The organism is Reyranella humidisoli, from assembly GCF_019039055.1.
GTDB lineage: Bacteria > Pseudomonadota > Alphaproteobacteria > Reyranellales > Reyranellaceae > Reyranella > Reyranella humidisoli.
In genome coordinates this window covers 2712859-2734109 of the sequence record NZ_JAHOPB010000001.1, presented here as the reverse complement: position 1 = coordinate 2734109, position 21251 = coordinate 2712859, and the positions used below count along the sequence as shown (strand labels likewise).

The following is a 21251-nucleotide window of genomic DNA, read 5'->3' as shown; positions in this document are numbered from 1 at the left end:
GTCATGGCTTTCGGAAGTTTCGAACGCAAGACCTCGTCCCAGCCGATGGCCGAGATCAACATGGTGCCGCTGATCGACGTGGTGCTGGTGCTGCTGGTCATCTTCATCGTGACCGCGCCGCTGCTCACCAACGTGGTCAAGCTCGACCTGCCCAAGGCGACCGCCAACGCCGACCTGCAGAAACCGGAGAAGATCGAGTTCGCGATCGACGCGCAGGGCGCCCTGTACTGGGGCGGCGAGCGGCTGACCCGCGACGATGCGCTGGAGAAGTTCGCCGAGGCCGGCCGCAAGCGGCCACAGCCGGAGGTCTATCTTCGCGCCGACGCGACCGTGCCCTACCGCTACGTGATGGAGACACTGGCCGACGCCTCCAAGGGCGGTCTCTCCAGGATCGCTTTCGTCAGCGAGCCCGTCCGATGACCACGATGCACAACACCGACGCCGACGCGCCGCCGTCGCGGCTTCGCCTCTATGCCACGCTGTGGCGCTGGCACTTCCTGGCCGCACTGCTCGTGATCCCCTTCGTGCTATGGCAGAGCACGACCGGCACGCTCTACCTCTGGGCCGAATGGTGGATCGACAACCGCCATCCCGAGCTGCGTTTCGTGACGCCCGCCCCCGAAGCGACTCCGCCCAGCGCCCAGCTGGCGGCGGCGCTGGCGGCCGCGCCGAAGACCTATACTGCCCGGCATTCCGGCGGCCACGGCCATGGCGGCGGCGGCCACGCGCAGCATGCCGCGCCCGATCGCGGCCCGCCGGTGCAGGAGATCATCCTGCCGAACGATCCCGGCCGCAGCACGACGGTGATCCTGCTCGACGAGCAGGGACTCCCCTATCCGATCTTCGTCGATCCGCGCGATGCGAAGGTGCTGGGCTCGCTGTCCAGCGTCGAATGGCTGCCCGGCCTGTCGCGGGCGCTGCATGGCGGCTGGCCGCTGGGCAAGCCGGGAAGCTGGCTGCTCGAACTGGCGGACGGCTGGGCGATCTTCATGATCGTGTCCGGTCTTTACCTCTGGTGGCCGCGCCATCGCGGCTTCCTCGCCTCGCTGTGGCCGCGCTTCGACCGCGGTCCGCGCCTCATGATGCGCGACCTGCACGCCACGGTCGCCGTGCTGTTCTCGGCGATCTTCCTGTTCTTCCTCGTGAGCGCCCTGCCCTGGACCTCGTTCTGGGGCGGCGAGGTTCTCTCGCGCGTGCAGGCGGCGACCGGCCAGAAGAGCACCGCGGGCTTCTCGCCGGGCGGTGCACCGGCGGCGCAGATGGCCTCAATCAGCGGACCGGTCGACGAGATCGCGGCCGAGGCACGCCGCCGCGGCTTCACCCAGAGCCTGAGCGTGCGTCTCGCGCCGTGGCCCGGCGCACCGCTCTATCTCTCCAACCGCGACGGCCCGCCGTCCGCCGATCGCGTCCTGCTGGCCGATCCGAAGACCGGCCAGGTGACGCGCGACACGCTGCGCTCGGACCAGCCGCTGATCCCGCGCATGGTCGGCTTCGGCATCCACGTCCACCAGGGCGACTTCGGTGCCTGGAACCTCTGGCTCAACACCGCCTTCGCACTGTCGCTGGTGTGGCTCACCGTCAGCGGCATCGCCTCCTGGTGGCTGCGCCGTCCTGCCCGCAGCCTCGGCGTCCCGCGCAAGGTCGAGCTGCGCTGGCCGCGCGGCATGATCGTCGCCGCGACCGCCATGTGCGTGCTCATGCCGATCTTCGGCGCCTCCGTCCTGCTGCTGATCGGCCTCGAGAAGCTGTTCTCCCACCGTCGTCCCATTACCCCGTGAAAGAAAGGACCATCGACATGACCCAACGCAGACTCTTCCTCGCCGCCCTGCCGGCCCTCCTGTTCGGTCTCCCGGCCGCCGCGCACGACTACAAGATCGGCGCGCTGGAGATCGAACATCCGTGGACGCGCGCCACCGCGCCGACCGCCAAAACGGGCGGCGGCTTCCTCACCATCACCAACAAGGGCACCACGCCCGACCGGCTGATCGCCGCCCGCAGCCCGGTCTCGCTGAAGGTCGAGGTCCACGAGATGAAGATGGACGGCAGCGTCATGCGCATGCGCGAGGTCGATGGCGGCATCGAGATCCCGCCCGGCGCGACGGTGACGCTGAAGCCCGGCGGCTACCACATCATGTTCATGGAGCTGAAGGCCCCGCTCGCGCAGGGCGGCAAGGCGCCCGTCACGCTGGTCTTCGAGAAGGCCGGCAGCATCGACGTCGAACTCAAGATCGAGGCCCTCGGCGCCGCCTCGTCCAAACATTGAGGATGGAACCCATGAGAAGCTTCCTCGACCGGTCCGGCGGTGCCTTCGGCATCGCCGCCGCCGCGAACGTCGCGCTTTGCGCTGCGATCGGCGGACTGGCCGACGGCACGCGCGGCATCAAGGGCGGCGTGGTTATCGGCATCGTGCTGGCGGTACTGCCGCTCGCAATGCGAGCGATGGCCGGATGGCTGGCACGCCCCAACGGCATGCTCCGCTTCGTCTGGACCCAGCTCTCGGGTTCGGCCATCGCCATGGCGCAACGCTTCTTCGACGGGCTCGGCGCGCTCCTCTCGCCGCTGGCGCGGGCGCTGCGGTTTCCAGGGCTGATGCTGCGCTTTGCCCTGATGGTTGCGGCCGATCTGTTCGGCCGCGCCGCCTCGGCGATCGGCACCCGGCTGTTCACGCCGCTGGGCCTCGCCAACCTCGCCGCGCTGGGCGTGATCGCCGCCAACCTCGCCAATGTCGAGTTCGCGACGCCGATCACGCTGCTGGGTCTGGGCGCGATGATCCTCGTTCTGATGGTCGACTTCAGCGAGACGCAGAACGCAGAGAATTCAACAAAGGGAGAACACGAATGAACAAGTCCGGCATCGCGCTCGCGACATTCGTCGCAATGGCGCTTCTTACGCAGACGGCCGTGGCGCAGCAGGATCGTAAGGTGTCGATCCGCTTTGCCGCCGTGATCGGCGACCAGCCTTTCACCTGCGGCAACAGCTATGAGGGGATCGGAACGACCGCCTCGAAGGTCACGCCGTCTGACTTCCGCTTCTACGTCTCGGGCGTCGAGCTGATCGACGCGGCCGGCAAGGCCGTGCCGGTGAAGCTCGACCAGGACGAACGCTGGCAGCATCGCGACGTGGCGCTGCTCGACTTCGAGAACCGGACGGGCCCCTGCCTCACGGGCACGCAGGAGACGCGCGACATCGTCGCCGGCACCGTGCCGGCGGGGACCTATCGCGGCCTGCGCTTCACCCTGGGCGTGCCGTTCGAGCTCAATCACGCGGACGCCACGATCGCGCCCTCGCCGCTCAACCTCACCTCGCTCTTCTGGAACTGGCAGGCCGGCTACAAGTTCCTGCGCGTCGACCTGTCGACCAAAGGCCGTCCGCAGGACATCAAGCCGGGCGACATGCCGCGCTTCGGCGACCGGGCCGCCAGCAACCGCCTGGGCTTCGCCATCCATCTCGGCAGCACGATGTGCGCCGCCGAGGGAACGAACAAGGCGCCGGCCAACTGCGGCAACCCGAACCGGCCGACGATCGAGTTCAGCTCGTTCGATCCCGAAAAGGATGTGGTGCTGGCCGACCTGAAGTCGGTGCTCGAAGGCGTCGACGTCGACACCAACCAGGCCGAGAGCCCGGCCGGCTGCATGTCGACGCCGACCGACGGGGACTGCAATCCGCTGCTGCGCAATTTCGGCCTGGTCTTCGCGGGCCAGCCGGCGCAGCAGAAGTTCTTCCGCGTGAAGAAGTAAGCAATGCGTCGGGCGGCTGCACTGATCCTCGCGGCCGCCCTCGGTGCTGCGACGGCGGCACTGGCCGCTCCGGACGCTGCCTGGACCTGGCGGCTGCCGGCCTGGCTGCCGCCGCCCGTCGTGCCGGCCGACAATCCGATGTCGGAAGCCAAGGTCGACCTCGGCCGGCGCCTCTTCTACGACAAGCGCCTGTCGGCCGACGGATCGATGTCCTGCGCAAGCTGTCACGAGCAGGCGCGCGCCTTCTCGGACGGGCGACGGACGCCGAGCGGCGTCACGGGCGAGTCGCATCCGCGCAATTCGATGTCGCTCGCCAACGTCGCCTACCTGCCCGTCCTGACCTGGGCGAACCCCCTGCTGACGCGCCTCGAACACCAGGCCCTGATTCCGATATTCGGCGAATCGCCGGTCGAGATGGGAATGGTCGGCCGCGAAGACGAATTGTTCGCCCGGCTCGCGTCCGATCCGGCCTATCCGCCCCGCTTCCGCGCCGCCTTCCCCGAAACCGGCGGCAGGATCGATCTCGCCAGCATCACCCGCGCGCTCGCCGCTTTCCAGCGCACGCTCGTCTCCGCCGATTCGCCCTACGACCGCTATCGCTACGGCGGGCAGGCCGACGCGATCTCACCGGCCGCCAAACGCGGCGAGGCACTGTTCTTCAGCGAGCGGCTGGAGTGCTTCCACTGCCACGGCGGCGTCCATCTCACCGACAACCTCGTCCACAGCCGCAAGCCGTTCGCCGAATATGCCTTCCACAATACCGGTCTCCACGACCGCGACGGAAAGGGCGCCTACCCGCCGGACAATACGGGTCTCGTCGAACATACCGGCCGGCCCGAGGACATGGGCCGCTTCCGCACGCCCAGCCTGCGCAATGTCGAGCTGACCGCGCCCTACATGCACGACGGCAGCATCGCCACGCTCGAGGAGGCGATCGCCCACTACGCCGCCGGCGGCCGGCGCCGCAGTCCGCTCACCAGCGAATTCCTGCCGGGCTTCATGCTGTCGGCAGAGGAGACCCAGGACCTGATTGCTTTCCTGCGCGCGCTCACCGATCGCCGTTTCGTCGAGGATCCGCGCTTCGCCGATCCGTGGCAGGACGCGGTGCCACGGTGAAGTCCTCAGCCTTCACAGAGAAAGACGCAGAGATCGGTCTCCGGCGGGTTTACGCTTGAATCGAAGAACATCTCGGCGACCCATCCGCGATGGTAGGTCTTGTGGTTGACGACGTGCAGGAACATCCCGCCGCGAGTCATCTCCCCGCCCTTGCCCGACACGAAGTTGAACCTGATTCGCTCGCGGAGGCTTTCAGGTGTCTGCGTTTTCGCCCAATCGATGTACCACCCGTTGATGGCGGTCTGCTCCTCGACCAGCGAGTCGAGGTCAGGGTGCAGCAGGTCGCGCCGCGTCGAGAAGCCGTGCTTCTCGCCCAGCAGATGGGCACGCCAGATCAGGTCGACCTGGTAGTTATGGTTGAGCGTGCCGATCATCGACCCGAACAGGGTCTGGCGCGACCGATAGACGGCGTCGCCAGGAAGGTCTCGCATGGCTTCGAAGAGGATCCCGTCCGCCCAGTCGCCATAGCGGGCGAGCATTACAGCCGTATCCGTCGTGAGCATGCCCGGGTCCCCTTCTCCTGCCGCTCCCTCATTGCAATGACCGGGCCGATTGGGTGCCCGGCCAGCGCCCGACCGCCTCAGTCGAAGCCGACGTAGCGCACGAACTGCTCGGTCGGCGTGCGCTCCGACTTCACGGCGTTCGCGGGAAACGAATCGTCGGGATAGCCGAGTGCCACGCAGGTCATGATCGCCTCGTCCTCGGGGATGCTGGCGACTTCGCGCACGATATCGGAACGGGCGATGCCCTGGCCGTTCACCACCGCGCCGATGCCGCGGTTCCACGCGGCCAGCACGATGCCATAGCACAGCGCCCCCAGGTCGAAGTGGCAGGTGGCGCCGGGATCGAGCACGCGGTCGTAGGTCAGCACAAGCGAGACCGGCGCGTCGAACTGGCGGAAGCCGCGCAGCACCCAGTCCTGACGCATCGCCTTGTCGTCGCGCGCGATACCCATGGCGGCGAACAGCTGCTTGGCGACGCCGACCTGGCGCTCGCGATGGGCGCCCTCGTAGGGGCCGTGGGTGAAGATGTCCCGCTTCGACGGCTTGCCCGCAACCATCTCCTCCATGTTGCGCCGGCGCACCTCGTCGAACGGCGCGCCGGTCAGCAAACGCGAGACCACTTCATCTCCTTATAGTTGTACTATAATAAGTAGCGCCCACTTAGCCACGCGACCGGAAGGGCCTTGAACGCTGCCTCAATACCAACAGTAGCTTCCGACCGAACGCCGCAACGCGTGAAGCCTTGGGAAAGGGACCTGTATCACTACCCTGATGTGAATCTCTTCAATGAGCGGCAAAAAACGCGAGAAAAGGGAAGACTAAGAATGTTGATCCAGATTGAATCTCGAGGCGGGAAAGACGAAGCGCAGCGAATGTTTGAGCAGTCGCTGCGCTCGTCTTGGTCGGACCGTGAGATACGCAGAATCAGCTGGAGACCGAGCGGCGTCGATCTTCGCATCAATCACAATGGCCGATTCTGGTTTGGCTCGCGACATCCATCTCCTAGCAATGAAAGTATAGTCCAGAGATATTGGACACCATTTGGAGAGTATCGTGAGAGTGGCAGCCTCGGCATCACAGTAGAAACAAATGTGCCCACAGATACAAATTCAAGGCGGGTGTCAGCATTCTTCGCGAGAGACGCATTGAGCGGAGCAACCCTCCTTATGCACGACGGCGGCGTCGGCGGCGGTCAACCTGGAATCGGTCGCAGCGCTTTCCTGGCGAAAACTGGCGCTCGGCCACTTGAAGTCGCCACCTCCAAGAATGGCCCCCGTCTCGGATTAGTCGTGACGAGAATTGATTCGCCTAAGGTAGGCGCAAATGTTGCACGCTTCGTACAACAGGTCATTGACTTCAAAGCGGCAGTCAGAAACGGCGCCACGGCAAGCACCGAATTCCAGCAGATTGAGCAAAGCTACAAGGATTACTACGCTGAGTTCTCCGGACGCTCAAAGCGAGCTCGAATTGACGCTCTCGAGTATGTCTCAAGGCATGGAGACATTGTCGCTGCACTCCACGAGTGGCGCCGCCCATCGCTGCGCCCTGGCGACCGCACGGTCAAGAATCGGTACATCGATCTTGGCGTTCTCAAGGAGCGGAGATTGATCGAACTCTATGAGGTTAAGCCAACTTGCGAGCGTTCCGAACTCTATTCCGCCCTCGGGCAGCTAATGGTGTACGATAGATACGCAGACGGCACGTGCAAACGTCATATTGTCCTGCCAGCTGGCGAAACTATTCCTGCTGACATCGCGGCCGCTTTCCAGCGGTCTAATATCTCAGTCATTCGATTCAATATTGCTGGAAACGAGGTTGCAATCGCTGCTGGCTAGTTGGCGATTCAGCATCGCAGTAAGGCGACGCGACCTTACGCACGCTGTCAATCTTCAAGGAAAGACAACGTAAACGACCGGGGGCCACTATGTAGTAATCGCACACGTGGCGGCTTCCCCATGGGCCAAGGGAACTTCCCGGATCGAACGAACCAAGATTTTATTTTGATATGAATCAATTCGCGGCAGGTACCTTCCCACATCGACGGCTTGTCGATGTTCACCGGCGTCGGATGCGGCTCATCCGGTATCAAGAGATCGACCGAACCCCACTCTCGCTTGAGAAACCGATTTCGATCCGCTGCTGAAATTTTCAGGCCGCAGGCCGAGCCGCCCCACCACGCGCTGGCGAAAAATTCATCCATTAAATCAGTCTTCCCCGAACCCGACGTAGCGCACGAACGCCTCGGCCGGGACGCGCTCGGAGCGCACGGCGTTGGCCGCGAAGGACTCGTCGGGATACCCGAGTGCCACGCAGGTCATGATCGCCTCGTCCTCGGGGATGCTGGCGACTTCGCGCACGATGTCGGAGCGGGCGATACCCTGGCCGTTCACCACCGCGCCGATGCCGCGGTTCCACGCGGCCAGCACGATGCCGTAGCACAGCGCCCCCAGGTCGAAGTGGCAGGTGGCGCCGGGATCGAGCACGCGGTCGTAGGTCAGCACAAGCGAGACCGGCGCGTCGAACTGGCGGAAGCCGCGCAGCACCCAGTCCTGACGCATCGCCTTGTCGTCGCGCGCGATACCCATGGCGGCGAACAGCTGCTTGGCGACGCCGACCTGGCGCTCGCGATGGGCGCCCTCGTAGGGGCCGTGGGTGAAGATGTCCCGCTTCGACGGCTTGCCCGCAACCATCTCCTCCATGTTGCGCCGGCGCACCTCGTCGAGCGGCGCGCCGGTCAGCACATGGACGTGCCACGGCTGGCTGTTCATCGACGACGGCGCACGCTTGGCGTCCTCGATGATCTCCTGGATCACCGCCTTCGGGATCGCCTTGTCCGCGAAGCCGCGCGTGCTGCGCCGGCTGTGCACCAGTTCCTTGAAGTCCATTCCGTCCCCACACCCATTGTCGTGGGGACGAGAGTAGCAGCCGCAACGGCGCGAGGACCACGAACCCGTCGCGCTCCCTTCCGTAGAGCGGGCGTGCGCGCCCGTCAGGCAACGAGGACGAAGTCGCCCGCCACGAGCGTCGGCGCGAACTGGAGCCAGGCGAAGGTGATGGCCGCGCCGGCGCCGCCGCCGTCTGCATCGAAACTCAGCATCCCGCTATCGGTGTCGTAGAGGAACGTGCCGCCCGGGTGGCCGGCCGAACTCGGGGTGCCGTTTGTCACGAGGTCGACGGCACCGCCGGCGGCCAGACCGCCTCCGAACACCGAAGCGTCGATCTCGATCCTGTCGACCCCGGTCTCGAAATCGACCATGCGGTCACGGCCGGCCGCAAAGGCCGGATCGGCGTGCGAGAGCGCCACGTCGAACACGAACGTGTCCTGTCCGGCATCGCCGCGCAGGATGTCGGCCTCCGCACCCCCGGACAGGCGGTCGTTGCCGTCGCCGCCCTTCAGGACGTCCTCGCCTCCGCGGCCGATCAGTGTGTCGTCGCCGCCATAACCCGTGAATGTGTTGTCGTCGAAACCGCCACCCTGAACCCAGTCGGCGCCGGTCTTCGAGCCGATATAGGTCTCGATACCGGACATGTAGGTGCCGGCCGCGGCGCCGCCATTCACCGCGCCGAGAACGCCCATAAAGACCGTGGCGCCCGACGTTGCGGAGAAATTGATCGTGTCGATTCCACCACCACCGTAATATTCGTCGTTGCCCGCGGACAGGCGGAAGCTGTCGTTGCCGTTGCCGCCGTAAAGCTCGTCGTTGCCCTGCCCGCCATCGAGCGTATCGTCGCCGTCGCCGCCCTCGATACGGTCGTCGCCGCCGCGGCCGGAGAGCAGGTTGTCGCCGGCATTGCCCATCATGTCGTTGTCGAGTGGGTTGCCCGTGCCGAAGAGATCCGCAGTCCCGGTGAGCCTCAATTCCTCGATGTCGGCCCTCATCGTCATGTCGATGGACGAATAGACGCGATCGATGCCTTCGCCGGCGAACTCGACGGTGCGATCCGCGGCATCATCGACATAATAGGTGTCGTTACCCGCGCCACCGGCCATCCTGTCGACGCCCGTTCCGCCGAACAGCACGTCGATCCCGGCGCCTCCCGTCAACCGGTCGTCGCCACTGCCGCCGTCCAGGGAATCGTCTCCCGCACCGCCCGTGAGCAAGTCATTGCCATCGAGGCCCGCAAGCTGGTCTCGCCAGCCCAGTCCGGTGAAGCTGTCGGCGAAGGCCGAACCCCAGAAGACGTTGCCCATGTCGAGGGCCGTAAAGACGCCGCCGGAGGCCGCGTTCCGGGCAAGGACGATATTGAACTCGCTCGCATCGCCTTCTTCCGCGAACGCCGCGCCGCTGTAGGCGATGCCCAGCCGATAGATGCCATCCCCGGCGATCGGGATGTCGTATTCCTCGAACCACACATCGGATTCGTCTTGGCCGGGGTAGTTTATCGTTTGCGTGTGGTTGCCCGGATCGAGCTCGATGGTTGTGCCGAACGGCCCCAAGCGAATGGAATCCAGTTTCCGTCTTCGTCTTCGTAGCCGGAGGTCACGAGCAGGTAGTAGAGCTCGAGAGTCAGGGTCGTATCGTCCGGAAGCCGGAACAACGTACTCATGACGACGTGCTTCCTTCCCTTGCGTTAGCGGCCGCATGACCGGGGATCGCAATTTATCACCGCAGAGCGCCTGATGGTTGTATCGAACCTAGCAACGACGGCCCTGCCCAACAAGGAAAGAAGGCTGGACGACAGGCCCGGGCGACCGGTCAGCGGCGTCTCGCCGATGCGATACCCACGGCAAGGGTCGCGACGGCCATCACGCCCGCGATGACGAGCAGTGCGGTGGACAATGACGCCGCCGTCAGCATTGCGCTGGCGAGGATGACTCCACTCGCATTGGCGGTGCGCAGGAGGGCGAAGACCTCGGGACGCCGGTGCGGCGGTGCGAGCGAATCGAGGATCAGCGAATAGTGGGTCGCGAGCGGCGCCAGCACGAGGCCGATCAGAATCGCGCCCGCGAGCGTGGTGGCGACGGAGTGGCAGGAGGCCGCAAGGGCCGCGCCCGAGCTCATGACGACGAGTTGCGCTACCACGACGCCACGCGGCGCGCGGCGATTGCGCACGCTGACCCACAGGCCGCCGGCCACCGAGGCGATGCACAGTAGCACGGTAAACAGGATCGCGAGCGCGGGCTGGTAACCGAAGTTCAAGGCGAGGGCGACGGCGCCGATCTCGATGGCGGCCACGGTCGCGCCGCCAGCCGCTGCGCACAGCAGCCAGAGCAGGATCGCGGGCCGCAGGATCGATCCCGCCGCGCGATGCGACGCCTCGTCCGCCCCCTCGCCCGATGCCGCGGCTGCCGGGCCGAGGTTCGGCACCAGCAGCGCCGGTAGCGCGCCGAGGGCCGCCATTGCCACGATGCCGAACACCGGCGAGATCGAGCCGAGGCCCGAGGCGACCACGGGCGCGGCCACGAAGGTGAGCTCGTTCAGCGTCGCGGCGATTCCCAGCGCGCGTGACAGGCCCGAGGCCGGCGCGAGCCGGTTCAGCACCGCGCGCAGGTAGCCGTAGGCCGCGCCGTTCACCAGCCCCGCGCCCGCGGCGAGAGCGATCAGCCACGCCAGCGAGACTCCCGATGCGGCGCCAACCGCAATCGCCACCAGCGCCACGGTGCGGACGGCGACCAGCAGCCGCAGGAACGTGGCCATCGCGAAGCCGCGCCCGAGTCGCGTGAGCGGAATGGCGCCGGCTACCTGGGCCAGCGTCATGGCGAGGATCATCGCCGCGCCGCCGCTCGCGTCGCCCGTGAGAGCGACGGCCACCAGTGCGAAGGCGACGGGGCCTGCTGCCTGCGGGAAGCCGAGCGTCGACGAGGCGATCGCCCAGCGCGCGAGCATCCACCGGCCGGACGGCACGGCAGCCGCTGCGGCGGACTTCGTCTCCGCGTGGTCTGGATCGCCGATCGACATGACGCGTCCCGTCTATACAGGTGACGCGGGCGCGCCAATGCCGGCTCCTCCTCCCCGACGAGGGAGGAGCATGCGCCGGACGTCGGATCGGGTTTGTTAGGCGGCGGCCTGCAAGCGCCGCGGCGGCATCGCCTGGGCAATCTTCAGTTCGCGGGCGAGTTCGTCCAGCGTCAGCATGCCGGGACGCAGCAGCAGGCGCGCGACGCCGGAATTGCGGCGGTTTTCCTCGGGCCAGATCGCCCGCCGCGCCAGCGCGCGCGAATCGTCGTACTTGCTCGCACGCAGCGCGATGATCGACGCCGCCAGGCAACGCTGTTCCCATTCGCCGAACGGGCCGACGCCGCGTCCCAGCGCATCGAGGATCGTGGTGATGGCGGAAACGGCCATCTTCTTCTTGTCTTCGGAGGAGAGCCCTTCGGTGGAATGGGCCAGCGACTTACGCAGGGTTTCAATATCGGACATCGGCACCTTATAACCGCTGAAACGCGGCTGTGAAGTGCGACGACGGGCCCTTCGCTGCGGCAAGGTGTCGAATCGAAATCGCTTGGCGATAAGGCGTGGCGATCAGGCGTGGCGCAGCGTGCCGCGCAGTTGTTCGACGCTGGACTGCGTGGCCACGATGCGGCCCATCAGATTGACGCGCCGGATGACGAGGCTGGTGTTCCGTGGATTGACGTTCAGCGCCTTCGACAGATCGTTGAGATCGTCGCGCAACTGATTGAGGCCCTTCTCGAGCTCGGCAAGTTTTCTGTCGTCCCTGGTCACCGGCAACCCTCGCAACCGCTGTGGACAGAATATCACGGACGGCTGTTTCCGGGGTGCACGCGGCGCCGCCCGGTTACGATTGATACAAAACAGGAGGTCGGCGCGAGCCGTCGTTGACTCGCCGACATACCTCTGGGTAGCGTTCGCCGGGACTCCGCAACCAGGGGCAGCACGGGGGAGCAATGAAACGGCGAACTTTCTTCGCGCTGGGCGGCGCCTGTGCCCTCTGCGGCTGTGCGGGGGCCGTGCATCAGTTGCCGCAGATCAGCGACAACAATCTCAGCCTGGCGCAGAGCGAGGTGCAGGGTGCCGGTGGGCCGCCGGCGCGCCGCGTGCTGACCGACGAGGAAGCCGGCGACATGATGCGCTCCGCCCTCGCCCGCATCCGTCCGCCGGCCGACCAGTTGTGCGCCGAGATGAACGTCGGCGTGTGCCAGTGGAACATCAGGGCCTCGGCGAACCGCTCGATGAATGCCGGCGCCGGCCCCAACGGCCTGATCTTTATCAACCGCGGCGTCGTCGAGTATGCCGCCAACGAAGAAGAGGTCTGCCTGGTGTTCGCGCACGAGATCGGCCATCAGGCAGCGAACCACGTGGCCAACAACCAGCGCAACCAGGCGACCGGTGCGCTGATCGGCGCCGTACTGATGGGTGCGGTCGGCGCCGCCGCCTCGTACCGCAGCCCCTATGCCGGCACGGTGACACGCTCCGCGGCGGATACCGGCGCCGCCGTCGGTCGCTCGATCGGCCGCATTTCCTTCTCCAAGGAGCAGGAGCGCGAGGCCGACTATCTCGCCGCGGTGATCCTCTATCGCTCCAACGTCGACCTCGACAAGGCACGCGGCATGCTGGTCACGCTCGCGCGCGCCACCGGCCGCCGCGACACCGGCCTGCTCGACACCCATCCCGCCGGCCCCGAGCGCATCGCCGCCTGGGATCAGGCCGTCGCCCAGATCCGCGCCTCGAAGGGCGCGCTGCCGGCACGGGCCTAACGCGGCAGCGTCGCGCGACGGCACGTAATAGTTAGCCATTTGAGAAACAATTATTGATCGGCGTCGCGATTCGGTAGATACTTTCTCACATGGCTAAGTATTTACCCGATCTCGACAGCGCCTTTGCCGCACTCGCCGATCCGACGCGCCGGGCGATCGTCAGCCGGCTGTGCGAGGGACCCCAATCCGTAAGCGAACTCTCCGAGCCGTTCGACATGGCCCTGCCCTCGCTGCTGAAGCACGTGCGCGTGCTCGAGCAGAGCGGGCTGGTCAGTTCCGAGAAAACCGGGCGGGTACGGACCTGCCGGATCGAGCCGCACGCGCTGCTGGCAGCAGAGTCGTGGATCCACCGGCATGTGACAGCCTGGGAGAAGCGCCTCGATCGGCTGGAGGCCCATATCCAGCGCATGAAAATGAAGAGTAACTGAGACCATGAGTGAATCCTCGCCGCAGACCGCCTCTCCGTGGCGCGACTGGCCGCTGGACCGCGAGATCGTGCTCGCGCGCGTGATCGATGCGCCGCGCGAACTGGTCTATGCCGCCTGGACCGACCCGGGGCAGATCCAGGCCTGGTTCGGGCCCGAGGGGTTCGCCATCGAGACTCACGCCATCGACCTCCGGCCCGGCGGCGCCTGGCGCTTCGACATGGTGGCACCCGACGGCACGCGCTACGGCAACCGCATGGTCTTCCTGCGCCTGGAAGCACCGTCGTTCATCGAGGTCGAGCACGGTTCGGACCGGGACGCCGATCCCGACAGGTTCCGAATGCTCGTCACCTTCGACCAGCAACGCGACGGCAAGACGGTGCTCACGCTCCGCCAGATGCATCCCTCGAAGGAGCGGCGGGCCACAGCCATCGGCTTCGGCGCCGTGGCCTATGGCGGCCAGACGCTGGACAAGCTCGCCCGTCATGTCGAGACGCGCGGCTAGCAAGAGGCCGCTACGCCTCCTCCTCGCCCTCTTCTTCGCGGATCGCGATGGCGTCGGCGAAGCGTTTGGCGACCGCGGGCAGGCCCGCTTCCTCCGCGGCGCGAACGCCCTCGCGGTTCGCAGCGAGGCGGTGGAAGTCGTCGGGCGCGGCGGCGGCCAGCGCCTTCTGGAGCAGGTCGATCGCCTCGGGATATTTCTTCTGTTCGCGCAAGGCACTCGCCACCCTGACCGCGTCATCCAGACTGCTCATGCTTCACCTCGTCGATGCGAGCCTATGAACGTCGCGGCCCGCCGTAAAGTTGCCGCGCGCGAGTTCGGCGAGCAGGTCGATCATCGCCGCGGTGCCGGTGCCGCCGCGAAGGCCCAGCGCCACGCGCAGGAAAGGCACGCCGTCCTTCGGGTCCGGCTCGACCAGTTCATAGCGGATGCCGCGAAAACCGAAGGAGCCACCCTTGGTCGCCACGATCCCGCGCCGCCCGACTTCACGTTCGACGCACGCGAGCAGGCGGTGATGGTCGGCCAGGTCGCCGTCGCGCAACCGGATGGCGCAGAAGGCTGCCGGCGGCGCGGTGTCGGAGAGCAGGCAGGGATGGCAGTCCGGTGCGAATACGGGCGATTCCCGGCCGATCGCCCGCGCCAGCGCCTCGTTGTGGGCAAACAGCCGCGCGGTGTAGCGGTGGAAGTAGTCGCGGTCGAGGAACCACGGCGCGGAGAGCGCGCCCAGCTCGTCGAGCGTCAGCCCCGTGGCGGTAAGGCCGCGGATGTGGCGAAGCTTCTCGGCCAGCGCCTCGAGATCGAGCCCCGAGCCCTCGCGCACCATGAGCTGGACGATGCCGACATTGGCCAGCTCCAGGCCCGCCTGGTCGAGCTTCAGGCCCGAGCGAAACACGGCCGCGATCGCACCGTCGTGACGCGCGAACCACGGCGCGAGATCGACCGCCGGCCCGCTCAGCGTCGTGTCAAGCAGCAGCGCATGATGTACCCGCGGCAGCGCTTCGGGCCGGGCGACCTCGAAGCGGCCGCTGCACGCGGCGGGCTCGCCGATCAGCATCTCGACGTCGTGGGCTCCGGCCGGCACGCGCGGCAGCACGCCAGGCGGCCACAGGTCGAGCAGCGCCTTGGTCTCGAAGTAGCGTCCCGCGTGCCGGGTGCTTAGCGTGCCGTCCCGTGCCATCGACAGGGCGAGGTGGAGCAGGCAAGCCAGCGCCGCCTGTCCGCTGCGGCAGAGCACGCGCACCGAGCGCCAGCCGGGCGGTGGGGGATAGTCCTCGCCGCCGCGCCGCTCCAGCACCGACACATCGAGATCGCGTTCGTAGCCCAGCGACACGCGGCTGCCCGAGGGCAGCCGCGCCACGGTGCCGGCACAGGGACTCTTCAGCCTGGGATCGGCCTGGCGATGGGCCAGCGCGAGGCAGTGCCGGCGAAGCTCGAGCGCCGCCGCCTCGAGCTGGGCCTCGTCGGCGTCATCATCGATGGCGAGCGGCGGCGCCTCGATGCGCGCGGCCAGCGCCCGCAGGTCCTGGGCGTCTTCTCCCGCGCCGCTGGCACACACCGCTATTCTGTTCCCGAGCATGGTGCCACAACGCTGCATCCTGCGCGAGGCTGCGGGCGCGCGACGAACACGTGAGCTCTCGCCCGCTTCCGGACAAAAGCGCGGGCCCGCCGCAGCGCATGAGCAACGACGGCAAGTCCAAAGCGTTTAGCGGCCCGCTGGAACGCCGGCTGAAACGGAGGAGCGCGCGATGCCCTGGCTGTCCTCGATCGACTGGCGGTCGATCTTCATGCCCGAACTTGGCGTGGCCGAGCTGCTGGTCAGGGGCGTGCTGATGTACGTCATCGTCTTCGTGCTGCTGCGGCTGGTGCTGCGGCGGAACGTTGGGGGCATCGGCACGATGGACGTCCTCGTGATCGTGCTGGTGTCGGAAGTGGCCGGCCAGGGGTTCCTGCCCGACTCTCGCTCCATCGTCGACAGCGCCATCGTGATTCTGGTGATCCTGTCCTGCAGCTACACCATCGAGTGGCTGCAATACCGGTTCCCCGCCTTCGAACGCCTGACCCGCGAGCCCAAGCTGAAGCTGATCGAGGACGGCCACCTGCTGCGGCAAAACATGCGTCGGGAGTTCGTGACCGAGGAGGAGCTGATGGCGCAAATCCGGGAAAAAGGATGCGAGGACTGCGGGGAGATAAAGGCTGCCTACATCGAAGCCGATGGCCGCATCAGCATCATCAAGCACTGACCTGCGTCAGTCACGGATGCGCACACCCTGATGGAGCGAACCGGGCGCGGAGGGCACACCGACCGCCGCCTCTTTCAGCCAGCGGCGCGCGGCGTGCAGGCTGCTGAAGAGTTCGACCGGCCGCTCGCCCTGCGTCACCTCCGCGAAAGCCTCCGCAAATCCCGTGCGCTGCGGATTGACCACGAAGGCGACCGGCCCCCGCGGCGACCCGTCGGGACCGCCGCGCAGCAGCGCCGCGATGCGTTCGACCTGCTCGCGCGTGAGATCGGACGCCGATCCCGCGACATCGACGATCTTGGCGAATCCCGGGACATTGGCTTCCACGAGCGCCCGGATACTCTCGGCGATCTCTTCCGCCGTGACGTGACCGCGCGCGACGAAGACCACCAGCCGGTCAATCCGCATTATGTCCATGTGAATGGGCATCGTTTTCTCCCGGCAGTGGCATCCAAGCCATCTTGTCCCTGATCATCTAGCGGCACGCGACCGCGTTGTCCTGCCCCACAGGCGGTCGCTGGTCGGACGTTCGACCCTGCCCACATGCATGAGGCCCGACATCGCGCGAGCCTCGCGACCGGCCGCAAAGCAATGCCATTCGCCGATTGACCCAGATCAACGAACGGGCACCCGGGAACCACTACTGTTTCCGGATTGCAGGAGGGAGGATCCAGGAAATGTATCGTCACATTCTTGTTCCCACGGACGGCTCGACGCTCTCCAGTACTGCCATTCGAAACGCGGTGGCCTTCGCGCGCGATGCCGGGGCAAAGGTTACGGTCCTTACCGTGATGGAGCCGTTCCAGATCATCTCGATGGACAGCACCCAGCTTTCCGATACGAAGTCGGAGTACGAGGCCCATGCGAAACAGGCCGGCGACCGGTATCTCGCGGAAGCCGAGCGTGAGGCGAAGGCTCTCGGCGTCCCGCACGCACTCCTCCAAGTCACCCACGCCCAGCCGTGGAAAGCCATCATCGATACCGCTACGGAAAAGGGCTGCGATCTGATCGCCATGGCCTCGCATGGCCGCCGCGGCGCGGCCGCATTGATTCTGGGCAGTGAGACAGCGAAGGTGCTCACCCACAGCACCATACCGGTCCTCGTCTTTCGCTGAACATCGACGCGACTGAGGTTCCCGGAGCGTGGGTCGCCCCGGCCTCAGCGCTGCCGCGCATCCAGCGCGGCGCTCTGCAGATCGGCTTTCGCGCCGCAGCGTCGAACGGCGGCAACGGTGCTGCCACTGCCCGCATCCCGGAGTTCGACGACCGCCTCGCCGTCAAAGGCGGCCGGCTGACCGCCTGGCTCGGCGACGAGATCGAACCGCAGGCTCATCAGACGGCCCTCTTCCAGAGCATCCAGGAGCCGCTCGGACAGGCGCGGAAACATCTTGTCCGTTTCGTCAGCCAGCACGACGTGGTCGCCTGCGAACAGCAGTTCAACCGGGAAGACTTTGCCGTCGATCGAGATTTCCGCGCGCGGATCGGTCTTCAGGCGGTTCTCCGTCGCGTTGGCCGGGATGAGAGGACCGTCGTTCACAAGATAGAGTTGGAGCTGCAGGACGCGCCGATCATCCGCCGGCTCGCAGGCCAGCACCACCGTGTCGATGTTGAGATCGCTCCTGCGCGGTTCGACATAGGCGTAACTAGGCGCCTCGACATCACGCTCCGCGGTCCACCCGGCGCCTTCCGCGAGAACCGGTCCGGCAACCGCCATGGTCAACGCCAATGGCGCCAAGGCTGTTCGCACGATCTGTTGCAAGGCACGCATGATGGTTCCTTCCGTGGGCCATACCGTAGCCCTGCGCCGAATGACCGGATGTGATGCAAATCAAACGGCTTCGCCGTTGGAAGGTTTCCGTGTTTGACGTCCCATGCAAACCATTCTCAGCCGGAACATTCCTCCAAGGTCAGCGTTGGTTCGCTGCCGACCAATAGGACCGTCACAGCAATAGCGAGGACGCGCTCCTACATGTCGGCTTACTGGGAGCGCGTGACATGAAGACGATCAACCTTGCGGTGGCCCTTCTGTGCGCCGCTTCGCTCGCGCTGCCCGCAGCGGCTCAGAATTCCGGTCATGGCCGCGGCGCCGACAAGGCAGACAAGGCCGACAAGGCAGACAAAGGCGGCCCAAAGAATCCGGGCGGGGACGGCCCGGGTCAGGGCCGCGGGCAGGGTCAGGACAAAGGGCCCAGCCAGGCCGCAGCTCCTGCCGTCGTCGTGACCGATGGCGACCGAAGCGCGATATACGGCTACTACCGACCGCTATACGCCGCAGGCAACTGCCCGCCGGGGCTCGCAAAAAAGAACAATGGCTGCCTGCCTCCAGGTCAGGCGAAGAAGCTGTGGGCCATCGGCCAGCCGTTGCCGACCAGCATCGTTTTCTATCCGCTGCCCGGCACCCTGCTCGGCCAACTGGCTCCCGCTCCGGCAGGCTACCAATACGTTCGCGTCGCCAACGACATCCTGCTGATGGCCATCGGCACCCGGCTGATCGCCGGCGCCATCGCCGACCTCAGCTCCATGAACGCGATGTAGACCCTCCGGCGGCTCGCGCCTCAGGTGCCCATACCCACACTGCCCGGCATCGTCCGCAGGTGGATTTTCACGCGGCGGACGCCGGGAACGTTCTCGGCGGCAACCCGATAAGCCTGGCGCACCGCGCCTCCCTCGACGAAGCCCCAGAGATGGACCACGCCGTCGCTGACCACGACGGTGGTTGGCCAGCGGGACGCCCAGGGTTGACCGTCCAGGGCCTTGGACACCGCCTCGCGCAGCATCTTGTCGTCGGGCGCGGCGCCCGCCGCAGCACCGCCGGGTTCGTGGGAAAGCAGCGCCTCGAGCAGGTTGGCCCTGCTGACGATGCCCACCAGCACGCCGTCGCGCACCACCGGGATACGCTTCACCTTGTGCTTTTCGATCAGGGCCACGAGTTCGCCCAGGGTCGCATCGGCGGAGGCGGTGACGACGTTGCGCGTCATCACGTCGGCGACATTGCGCGCATGCGTCGCCACGAACTCGCGGGCGGCGCCGGCGTTCGTCTCTAGAAGGCGGGCAAGCCAAGACTTGCGGGCCCCGGCCCCAATCTCCGCTCGATGGATGAGATCGGCCTCGCTCACGATGCCGAGCACATGCCCCTCTTCGTCGACCACCGGTGCGGCACTGACCCGCGCGCCGAGAAGCATCTCGGCAGCGTCGAATACCGTGTCCTTGACGTTCACGCTGACGATGTTGGTCGTCATGATCTCGCTGGCTCGCATGTCGGGGTCCCTCCGGGATGGCGCCCTGTCAATGTGGGCCTGCGGAGGGAAACCCGCCTTGCGCCATGTCAAATGCCGAAGCGCGGTCCGTGCAGGTGGCACGCGCCGAAGCGGCACGAATTGCGGGCAACGATCGCCTCACGCCGAGCGTTTGGTCGACGCAGCGCCACCCATCGCCGGCGCCCCCCTCAAGAGGAGAGCCAGCCATGGCAAGCCCCCCGCAACAGGAGTTGCGCCGCCGCAGCGTGATCGCCGTGGCCGCGACCACGGCGGCGATCGGCACGGTTCCAGGCGCTCGGGCGCAATCGCCCGGCGGCACGCCGCCCGCCGATACGCCGAGCAGGGGCGCGAAGGTCACAGCGTTCAAGGTCTCCTTCACCGTGAATGGCCAGCCCCACGACCTCGAGCTCGACCCTCGCACCACCCTCCTCGACGCGCTGCGCGAGAGGCTGCGCCTCACCGGAACGAAGAAGGGCTGCGACCATGGCCAGTGCGGCGCCTGCACGGTGCTGCTTGACGGCCGCCGCATCAACTCCTGCCTGACCCTGGCGGTCATGCATCCCGGTGCCGCCATCACCACGGTCGAGGGGCTCGGCCAACCCGACAACCTGCATCCGATGCAGGCCGCCTTCGTGAAGCATGACGGCTACCAGTGCGGCTATTGCACGCCGGGCCAGATCTGCTCCGCCGTCTCCGTCCTGGAAGAGATCGAAGCCGGCATCCCGAGCCACGTCACCGCCGACCTCAATGCCAGGCCGCAGCTCACCGGCGCCGAACTGCGCGAACGCATGAGCGGCAACATCTGCCGCTGCGGCGCCTATTCCAACATCGTCGACGCGATCACAGAAGTCGCCGGGAGCAAGGCATGAAGCCCTTCACCTACGAGCGCGCGAACTCCCCCGCCGAGGCCGCGGCAGCGGCGGCGCGCCGGCCCGGGGCGAAGTTCATCGCCGGCGGCACCAACCTTCTCGACCTGATGAAGCTGCAGATCGAGGCGCCAGCCCATCTGATCGACGTGAATGCTCTGGCGCTCGACCGGATCGAAGCCACGCCGGAGGGCGGGCTACGGATCGGCGCGCTGGTGCGCAACACCGATCTCGCGGCCGATGCGCGGGTGCGGCGCGACTACGCCGTCCTGTCGCGCGCGCTGCTGGCCGGCGCGTCGGGCCAGTTGCGCAATCGCGCGACGACGGCGGGCAACCTGCTCCAGCGCACGCGCTGTCCTTACTTCTACGACACCAACATGGCGTGCAACAAACGCCTACCCGGCAGTGGCTGCTCGGCGATCGGCGGCATCAACCGCCAGCATGCCGTGGTCGGCGCCAGCGAGGCCTGCATCGCCACACATCCCAGCGACATGGCGGTGGCGATGCGCGCGCTCGACGCCCGCGTCGAGACGGTGAAGCCGCAGGGCGCCACCCGCACGATCCCGATCGCGGAGCTGCATCGCCAGCCCGGCGACACGCCCGAGGTCGAGACGGTGCTGGAGGCCGGCGAGTTGATCACCGCGGTGACGCTGCCCGGGCCGGCTGGCGGCACGCAGCATTATCGCAAGGTGCGCGACCGCGCCTCCTACGCCTTTGCACTGGTCTCGGTGGCCGCCATCGTCCAGCCCGACGGCAGCGGCCGCGTGGCGCTGGGCGGCGTGGCGCCCAAGCCGTGGCGCCTCGACGCCGCCGACGCCGAGATGCCCAAGGGCGCCAAGGCGGTCGCGGACCAGCTGTTCGCGGAAGCCAGGCCCACCGAACACAACGAATTCAAACTGCCGCTGGCCGAGCGCGCGCTCGCGTCCGTGTTGGCCGACGCGAGAGGCTGAG

At 66.8% G+C, this 21251-nt stretch carries 28 protein-coding genes; 15 read left to right on the top strand and 13 right to left on the bottom strand.

All coding sequences use genetic code 11. The features are described 5' to 3' along the window. The first annotated feature begins 3 nt into the window (after positions 1-3). From KQ910_RS13150 to KQ910_RS13125, 6 genes are read left to right on the top strand one after another with little or no spacing between them, the layout of a single operon-like run. Positions 4-420 carry an ExbD/TolR family protein gene (locus KQ910_RS13150; RefSeq protein ID WP_216960710.1) on the top strand — a complete coding sequence of 139 codons (417 nt, stop codon included), beginning with the start codon at positions 4-6 and terminating at the stop codon, positions 418-420. Beyond that, positions 417-1778: a PepSY-associated TM helix domain-containing protein gene (locus KQ910_RS13145; protein WP_216960707.1), complete on the top strand. Its 1362-nt coding sequence runs from the start codon at positions 417-419 to the stop codon at positions 1776-1778. Before KQ910_RS13150 ends, KQ910_RS13145 begins: the two co-directional genes overlap by 4 nt. A 17-nt stretch (positions 1779-1795) precedes the next feature. Next, positions 1796-2263 (top strand): copper chaperone PCu(A)C, encoded by a 468-nt coding sequence (locus KQ910_RS13140; RefSeq protein WP_216960704.1) that lies wholly within the window; start codon positions 1796-1798, stop codon positions 2261-2263. Positions 2264-2274: 11 nt separating this feature from the next. After that, positions 2275-2841, top strand: a complete 567-nt coding sequence (locus tag KQ910_RS13135; protein ID WP_216960701.1) for a hypothetical protein — start codon at positions 2275-2277, stop codon at positions 2839-2841. Continuing rightward, the gene (locus tag KQ910_RS13130) at positions 2838-3737 is read left to right on the top strand and encodes an MbnP family copper-binding protein (RefSeq protein WP_216960698.1); all 900 of its coding nucleotides are present in this window, start codon (positions 2838-2840) and stop codon (positions 3735-3737) included. Before KQ910_RS13135 ends, KQ910_RS13130 begins: the two co-directional genes overlap by 4 nt. 3 nt (positions 3738-3740) lie before the next feature. Further along, on the top strand, positions 3741-4853 hold the full coding sequence (locus KQ910_RS13125; RefSeq protein ID WP_216960693.1) for a methanobactin export MATE transporter MbnM: 1113 nt from the start codon (positions 3741-3743) through the stop codon (positions 4851-4853). A 5-nt stretch (positions 4854-4858) separates the two neighbouring features. On the opposite strand, the gene KQ910_RS13120 is transcribed toward KQ910_RS13125, so the two are convergent. Continuing rightward, positions 4859-5356 (bottom strand): DinB family protein, encoded by a 498-nt coding sequence (locus KQ910_RS13120; RefSeq protein WP_216960690.1) that lies wholly within the window; start codon positions 5354-5356, stop codon positions 4859-4861. A 77-nt stretch (positions 5357-5433) separates the two neighbouring features. Further along, the gene (locus KQ910_RS13115; protein ID WP_369408330.1) at positions 5434-5976 is read right to left on the bottom strand and encodes a nitroreductase family protein; all 543 of its coding nucleotides are present in this window, start codon (positions 5974-5976) and stop codon (positions 5434-5436) included. A gap of 204 nt (positions 5977-6180) precedes the next feature. Between KQ910_RS13115 and KQ910_RS13110 the strand changes: the two genes are divergently transcribed. Beyond that, positions 6181-7191: a hypothetical protein gene (locus tag KQ910_RS13110; RefSeq protein WP_216960687.1), complete on the top strand. Its 1011-nt coding sequence runs from the start codon at positions 6181-6183 to the stop codon at positions 7189-7191. Between the two features lie 47 nt (positions 7192-7238). Here KQ910_RS13110 and KQ910_RS13105 read toward each other — a convergent pair whose 3' ends face one another. The 6 genes from KQ910_RS13105 to KQ910_RS13080 all read right to left on the bottom strand — a co-directional run bounded on the left by KQ910_RS13105 (position 7239) and on the right by KQ910_RS13080 (position 12021). Next, positions 7239-7556 carry a hypothetical protein gene (locus tag KQ910_RS13105; protein WP_216960685.1) on the bottom strand — a complete coding sequence of 106 codons (318 nt, stop codon included), beginning with the start codon at positions 7554-7556 and terminating at the stop codon, positions 7239-7241. A gap of 4 nt (positions 7557-7560) precedes the next feature. Further along, a complete protein-coding gene (locus KQ910_RS13100; RefSeq protein WP_216960683.1) occupies positions 7561-8241 on the bottom strand; it encodes a nitroreductase in 681 nt (226 codons plus the stop codon). Between the two features lie 104 nt (positions 8242-8345). Further along, positions 8346-9710, bottom strand: coding sequence for a calcium-binding protein (locus KQ910_RS13095; RefSeq protein ID WP_216960682.1), 1365 nt, complete (start codon positions 9708-9710; stop codon positions 8346-8348). Between the two features lie 343 nt (positions 9711-10053). Further along, the gene (locus KQ910_RS13090) at positions 10054-11256 is read right to left on the bottom strand and encodes an MFS transporter (protein ID WP_216960680.1); all 1203 of its coding nucleotides are present in this window, start codon (positions 11254-11256) and stop codon (positions 10054-10056) included. A 96-nt stretch (positions 11257-11352) separates the two neighbouring features. Beyond that, positions 11353-11718: a hypothetical protein gene (locus tag KQ910_RS13085; RefSeq protein ID WP_216960678.1), complete on the bottom strand. Its 366-nt coding sequence runs from the start codon at positions 11716-11718 to the stop codon at positions 11353-11355. A gap of 102 nt (positions 11719-11820) precedes the next feature. After that, complete coding sequence (locus tag KQ910_RS13080; protein WP_068197356.1) at positions 11821-12021, bottom strand: hypothetical protein; 201 nt, start codon at positions 12019-12021, stop codon at positions 11821-11823. Between the two features lie 182 nt (positions 12022-12203). Here KQ910_RS13080 and KQ910_RS13075 point away from each other — a divergent pair, with 182 nt between their 5' ends. The 3 genes from KQ910_RS13075 to KQ910_RS13065 all read left to right on the top strand — a co-directional run bounded on the left by KQ910_RS13075 (position 12204) and on the right by KQ910_RS13065 (position 13943). After that, a complete protein-coding gene (locus KQ910_RS13075; protein WP_216960676.1) occupies positions 12204-13013 on the top strand; it encodes a M48 family metallopeptidase in 810 nt (269 codons plus the stop codon). An 89-nt stretch (positions 13014-13102) separates the two neighbouring features. After that, the gene (locus KQ910_RS13070; RefSeq protein ID WP_216960673.1) at positions 13103-13441 is read left to right on the top strand and encodes an ArsR/SmtB family transcription factor; all 339 of its coding nucleotides are present in this window, start codon (positions 13103-13105) and stop codon (positions 13439-13441) included. Between the two features lie 4 nt (positions 13442-13445). Beyond that, on the top strand, positions 13446-13943 hold the full coding sequence (locus KQ910_RS13065) for an SRPBCC family protein (protein ID WP_216960671.1): 498 nt from the start codon (positions 13446-13448) through the stop codon (positions 13941-13943). A gap of 10 nt (positions 13944-13953) precedes the next feature. Here the strand turns inward: KQ910_RS13065 and KQ910_RS13060 are convergent, their stop codons facing one another. Together KQ910_RS13060 and KQ910_RS13055 are read right to left on the bottom strand one after the other, a co-directional pair. Further along, positions 13954-14193: a hypothetical protein gene (locus tag KQ910_RS13060; RefSeq protein WP_216960668.1), complete on the bottom strand. Its 240-nt coding sequence runs from the start codon at positions 14191-14193 to the stop codon at positions 13954-13956. A gap of 3 nt (positions 14194-14196) precedes the next feature. After that, positions 14197-15516: a hypothetical protein gene (locus tag KQ910_RS13055; protein ID WP_216960665.1), complete on the bottom strand. Its 1320-nt coding sequence runs from the start codon at positions 15514-15516 to the stop codon at positions 14197-14199. A 169-nt stretch (positions 15517-15685) separates the two neighbouring features. Between KQ910_RS13055 and KQ910_RS13050 the strand changes: the two genes are divergently transcribed. Further along, a complete protein-coding gene (locus tag KQ910_RS13050) occupies positions 15686-16180 on the top strand; it encodes a DUF421 domain-containing protein (protein WP_216960662.1) in 495 nt (164 codons plus the stop codon). Positions 16181-16186: 6 nt separating this feature from the next. Here KQ910_RS13050 and KQ910_RS13045 read toward each other — a convergent pair whose 3' ends face one another. Then, entirely contained in the window at positions 16187-16606 is a 420-nt protein-coding gene (locus KQ910_RS13045) for a hypothetical protein (protein WP_216960659.1), read from the bottom strand. A 248-nt stretch (positions 16607-16854) separates the two neighbouring features. Here KQ910_RS13045 and KQ910_RS13040 point away from each other — a divergent pair, with 248 nt between their 5' ends. Further along, a complete protein-coding gene (locus tag KQ910_RS13040) occupies positions 16855-17292 on the top strand; it encodes a universal stress protein (RefSeq protein ID WP_216960656.1) in 438 nt (145 codons plus the stop codon). Positions 17293-17336: 44 nt separating this feature from the next. Here KQ910_RS13040 and KQ910_RS13035 read toward each other — a convergent pair whose 3' ends face one another. Next, on the bottom strand, positions 17337-17945 hold the full coding sequence (locus KQ910_RS13035; protein ID WP_216960655.1) for a hypothetical protein: 609 nt from the start codon (positions 17943-17945) through the stop codon (positions 17337-17339). Positions 17946-18172: 227 nt separating this feature from the next. Here KQ910_RS13035 and KQ910_RS13030 point away from each other — a divergent pair, with 227 nt between their 5' ends. Then, a complete protein-coding gene (locus KQ910_RS13030) occupies positions 18173-18712 on the top strand; it encodes a hypothetical protein (protein WP_216960653.1) in 540 nt (179 codons plus the stop codon). A gap of 20 nt (positions 18713-18732) precedes the next feature. Here the strand turns inward: KQ910_RS13030 and KQ910_RS13025 are convergent, their stop codons facing one another. Then, entirely contained in the window at positions 18733-19434 is a 702-nt protein-coding gene (locus KQ910_RS13025; protein ID WP_216960651.1) for a CBS domain-containing protein, read from the bottom strand. A gap of 206 nt (positions 19435-19640) precedes the next feature. Between KQ910_RS13025 and paoA the strand changes: the two genes are divergently transcribed. Beyond that, positions 19641-20303: an aldehyde dehydrogenase iron-sulfur subunit PaoA gene (gene paoA / locus KQ910_RS13020; RefSeq protein WP_216960649.1), complete on the top strand. Its 663-nt coding sequence runs from the start codon at positions 19641-19643 to the stop codon at positions 20301-20303. Further along, positions 20300-21250 carry an FAD binding domain-containing protein gene (locus KQ910_RS13015; RefSeq protein WP_216960647.1) on the top strand — a complete coding sequence of 317 codons (951 nt, stop codon included), beginning with the start codon at positions 20300-20302 and terminating at the stop codon, positions 21248-21250. The genes paoA and KQ910_RS13015 overlap by 4 nt, the downstream gene beginning before the upstream one ends. The last annotated feature ends 1 nt before the right edge of the window (position 21251 follow it).

What these genes read in the sequence shown, in the direction of transcription:
- KQ910_RS13120 (WP_216960690.1), bottom strand. Translation starts at nt 5,356, where the DNA reads ATGCTCACGACGGATACGGCTGTAATGCTCGCCCGCTATGGCGACTGG.
- KQ910_RS13135 (WP_216960701.1), top strand. Translation starts at nt 2,275, where the DNA reads ATGAGAAGCTTCCTCGACCGGTCCGGCGGTGCCTTCGGCATCGCCGCC.
- KQ910_RS13105 (WP_216960685.1), bottom strand. Translation starts at nt 7,556, where the DNA reads ATGGATGAATTTTTCGCCAGCGCGTGGTGGGGCGGCTCGGCCTGCGGC.
- KQ910_RS13140 (WP_216960704.1), top strand. Translation starts at nt 1,796, where the DNA reads ATGACCCAACGCAGACTCTTCCTCGCCGCCCTGCCGGCCCTCCTGTTC.
- KQ910_RS13110 (WP_216960687.1), top strand. Translation starts at nt 6,181, where the DNA reads ATGTTGATCCAGATTGAATCTCGAGGCGGGAAAGACGAAGCGCAGCGA.
- KQ910_RS13035 (WP_216960655.1), bottom strand. Translation starts at nt 17,945, where the DNA reads ATGCGTGCCTTGCAACAGATCGTGCGAACAGCCTTGGCGCCATTGGCG.
- KQ910_RS13045 (WP_216960659.1), bottom strand. Translation starts at nt 16,606, where the DNA reads ATGCCCATTCACATGGACATAATGCGGATTGACCGGCTGGTGGTCTTC.
- KQ910_RS13030 (WP_216960653.1), top strand. Translation starts at nt 18,173, where the DNA reads ATGAAGACGATCAACCTTGCGGTGGCCCTTCTGTGCGCCGCTTCGCTC.
- KQ910_RS13015 (WP_216960647.1), top strand. Translation starts at nt 20,300, where the DNA reads ATGAAGCCCTTCACCTACGAGCGCGCGAACTCCCCCGCCGAGGCCGCG.
- KQ910_RS13125 (WP_216960693.1), top strand. Translation starts at nt 3,741, where the DNA reads ATGCGTCGGGCGGCTGCACTGATCCTCGCGGCCGCCCTCGGTGCTGCG.
- KQ910_RS13065 (WP_216960671.1), top strand. Translation starts at nt 13,446, where the DNA reads ATGAGTGAATCCTCGCCGCAGACCGCCTCTCCGTGGCGCGACTGGCCG.
- KQ910_RS13085 (WP_216960678.1), bottom strand. Translation starts at nt 11,718, where the DNA reads ATGTCCGATATTGAAACCCTGCGTAAGTCGCTGGCCCATTCCACCGAA.
- KQ910_RS13060 (WP_216960668.1), bottom strand. Translation starts at nt 14,193, where the DNA reads ATGAGCAGTCTGGATGACGCGGTCAGGGTGGCGAGTGCCTTGCGCGAA.
- KQ910_RS13130 (WP_216960698.1), top strand. Translation starts at nt 2,838, where the DNA reads ATGAACAAGTCCGGCATCGCGCTCGCGACATTCGTCGCAATGGCGCTT.
- KQ910_RS13150 (WP_216960710.1), top strand. Translation starts at nt 4, where the DNA reads ATGGCTTTCGGAAGTTTCGAACGCAAGACCTCGTCCCAGCCGATGGCC.
- KQ910_RS13040 (WP_216960656.1), top strand. Translation starts at nt 16,855, where the DNA reads ATGTATCGTCACATTCTTGTTCCCACGGACGGCTCGACGCTCTCCAGT.
- KQ910_RS13055 (WP_216960665.1), bottom strand. Translation starts at nt 15,516, where the DNA reads ATGCTCGGGAACAGAATAGCGGTGTGTGCCAGCGGCGCGGGAGAAGAC.
- KQ910_RS13090 (WP_216960680.1), bottom strand. Translation starts at nt 11,256, where the DNA reads ATGTCGATCGGCGATCCAGACCACGCGGAGACGAAGTCCGCCGCAGCG.
- KQ910_RS13050 (WP_216960662.1), top strand. Translation starts at nt 15,686, where the DNA reads ATGCCCTGGCTGTCCTCGATCGACTGGCGGTCGATCTTCATGCCCGAA.
- KQ910_RS13075 (WP_216960676.1), top strand. Translation starts at nt 12,204, where the DNA reads ATGAAACGGCGAACTTTCTTCGCGCTGGGCGGCGCCTGTGCCCTCTGC.
- KQ910_RS13070 (WP_216960673.1), top strand. Translation starts at nt 13,103, where the DNA reads ATGGCTAAGTATTTACCCGATCTCGACAGCGCCTTTGCCGCACTCGCC.
- KQ910_RS13025 (WP_216960651.1), bottom strand. Translation starts at nt 19,434, where the DNA reads ATGCGAGCCAGCGAGATCATGACGACCAACATCGTCAGCGTGAACGTC.
- KQ910_RS13145 (WP_216960707.1), top strand. Translation starts at nt 417, where the DNA reads ATGACCACGATGCACAACACCGACGCCGACGCGCCGCCGTCGCGGCTT.
- paoA (WP_216960649.1), top strand. Translation starts at nt 19,641, where the DNA reads ATGGCAAGCCCCCCGCAACAGGAGTTGCGCCGCCGCAGCGTGATCGCC.
- KQ910_RS13100 (WP_216960683.1), bottom strand. Translation starts at nt 8,241, where the DNA reads ATGGACTTCAAGGAACTGGTGCACAGCCGGCGCAGCACGCGCGGCTTC.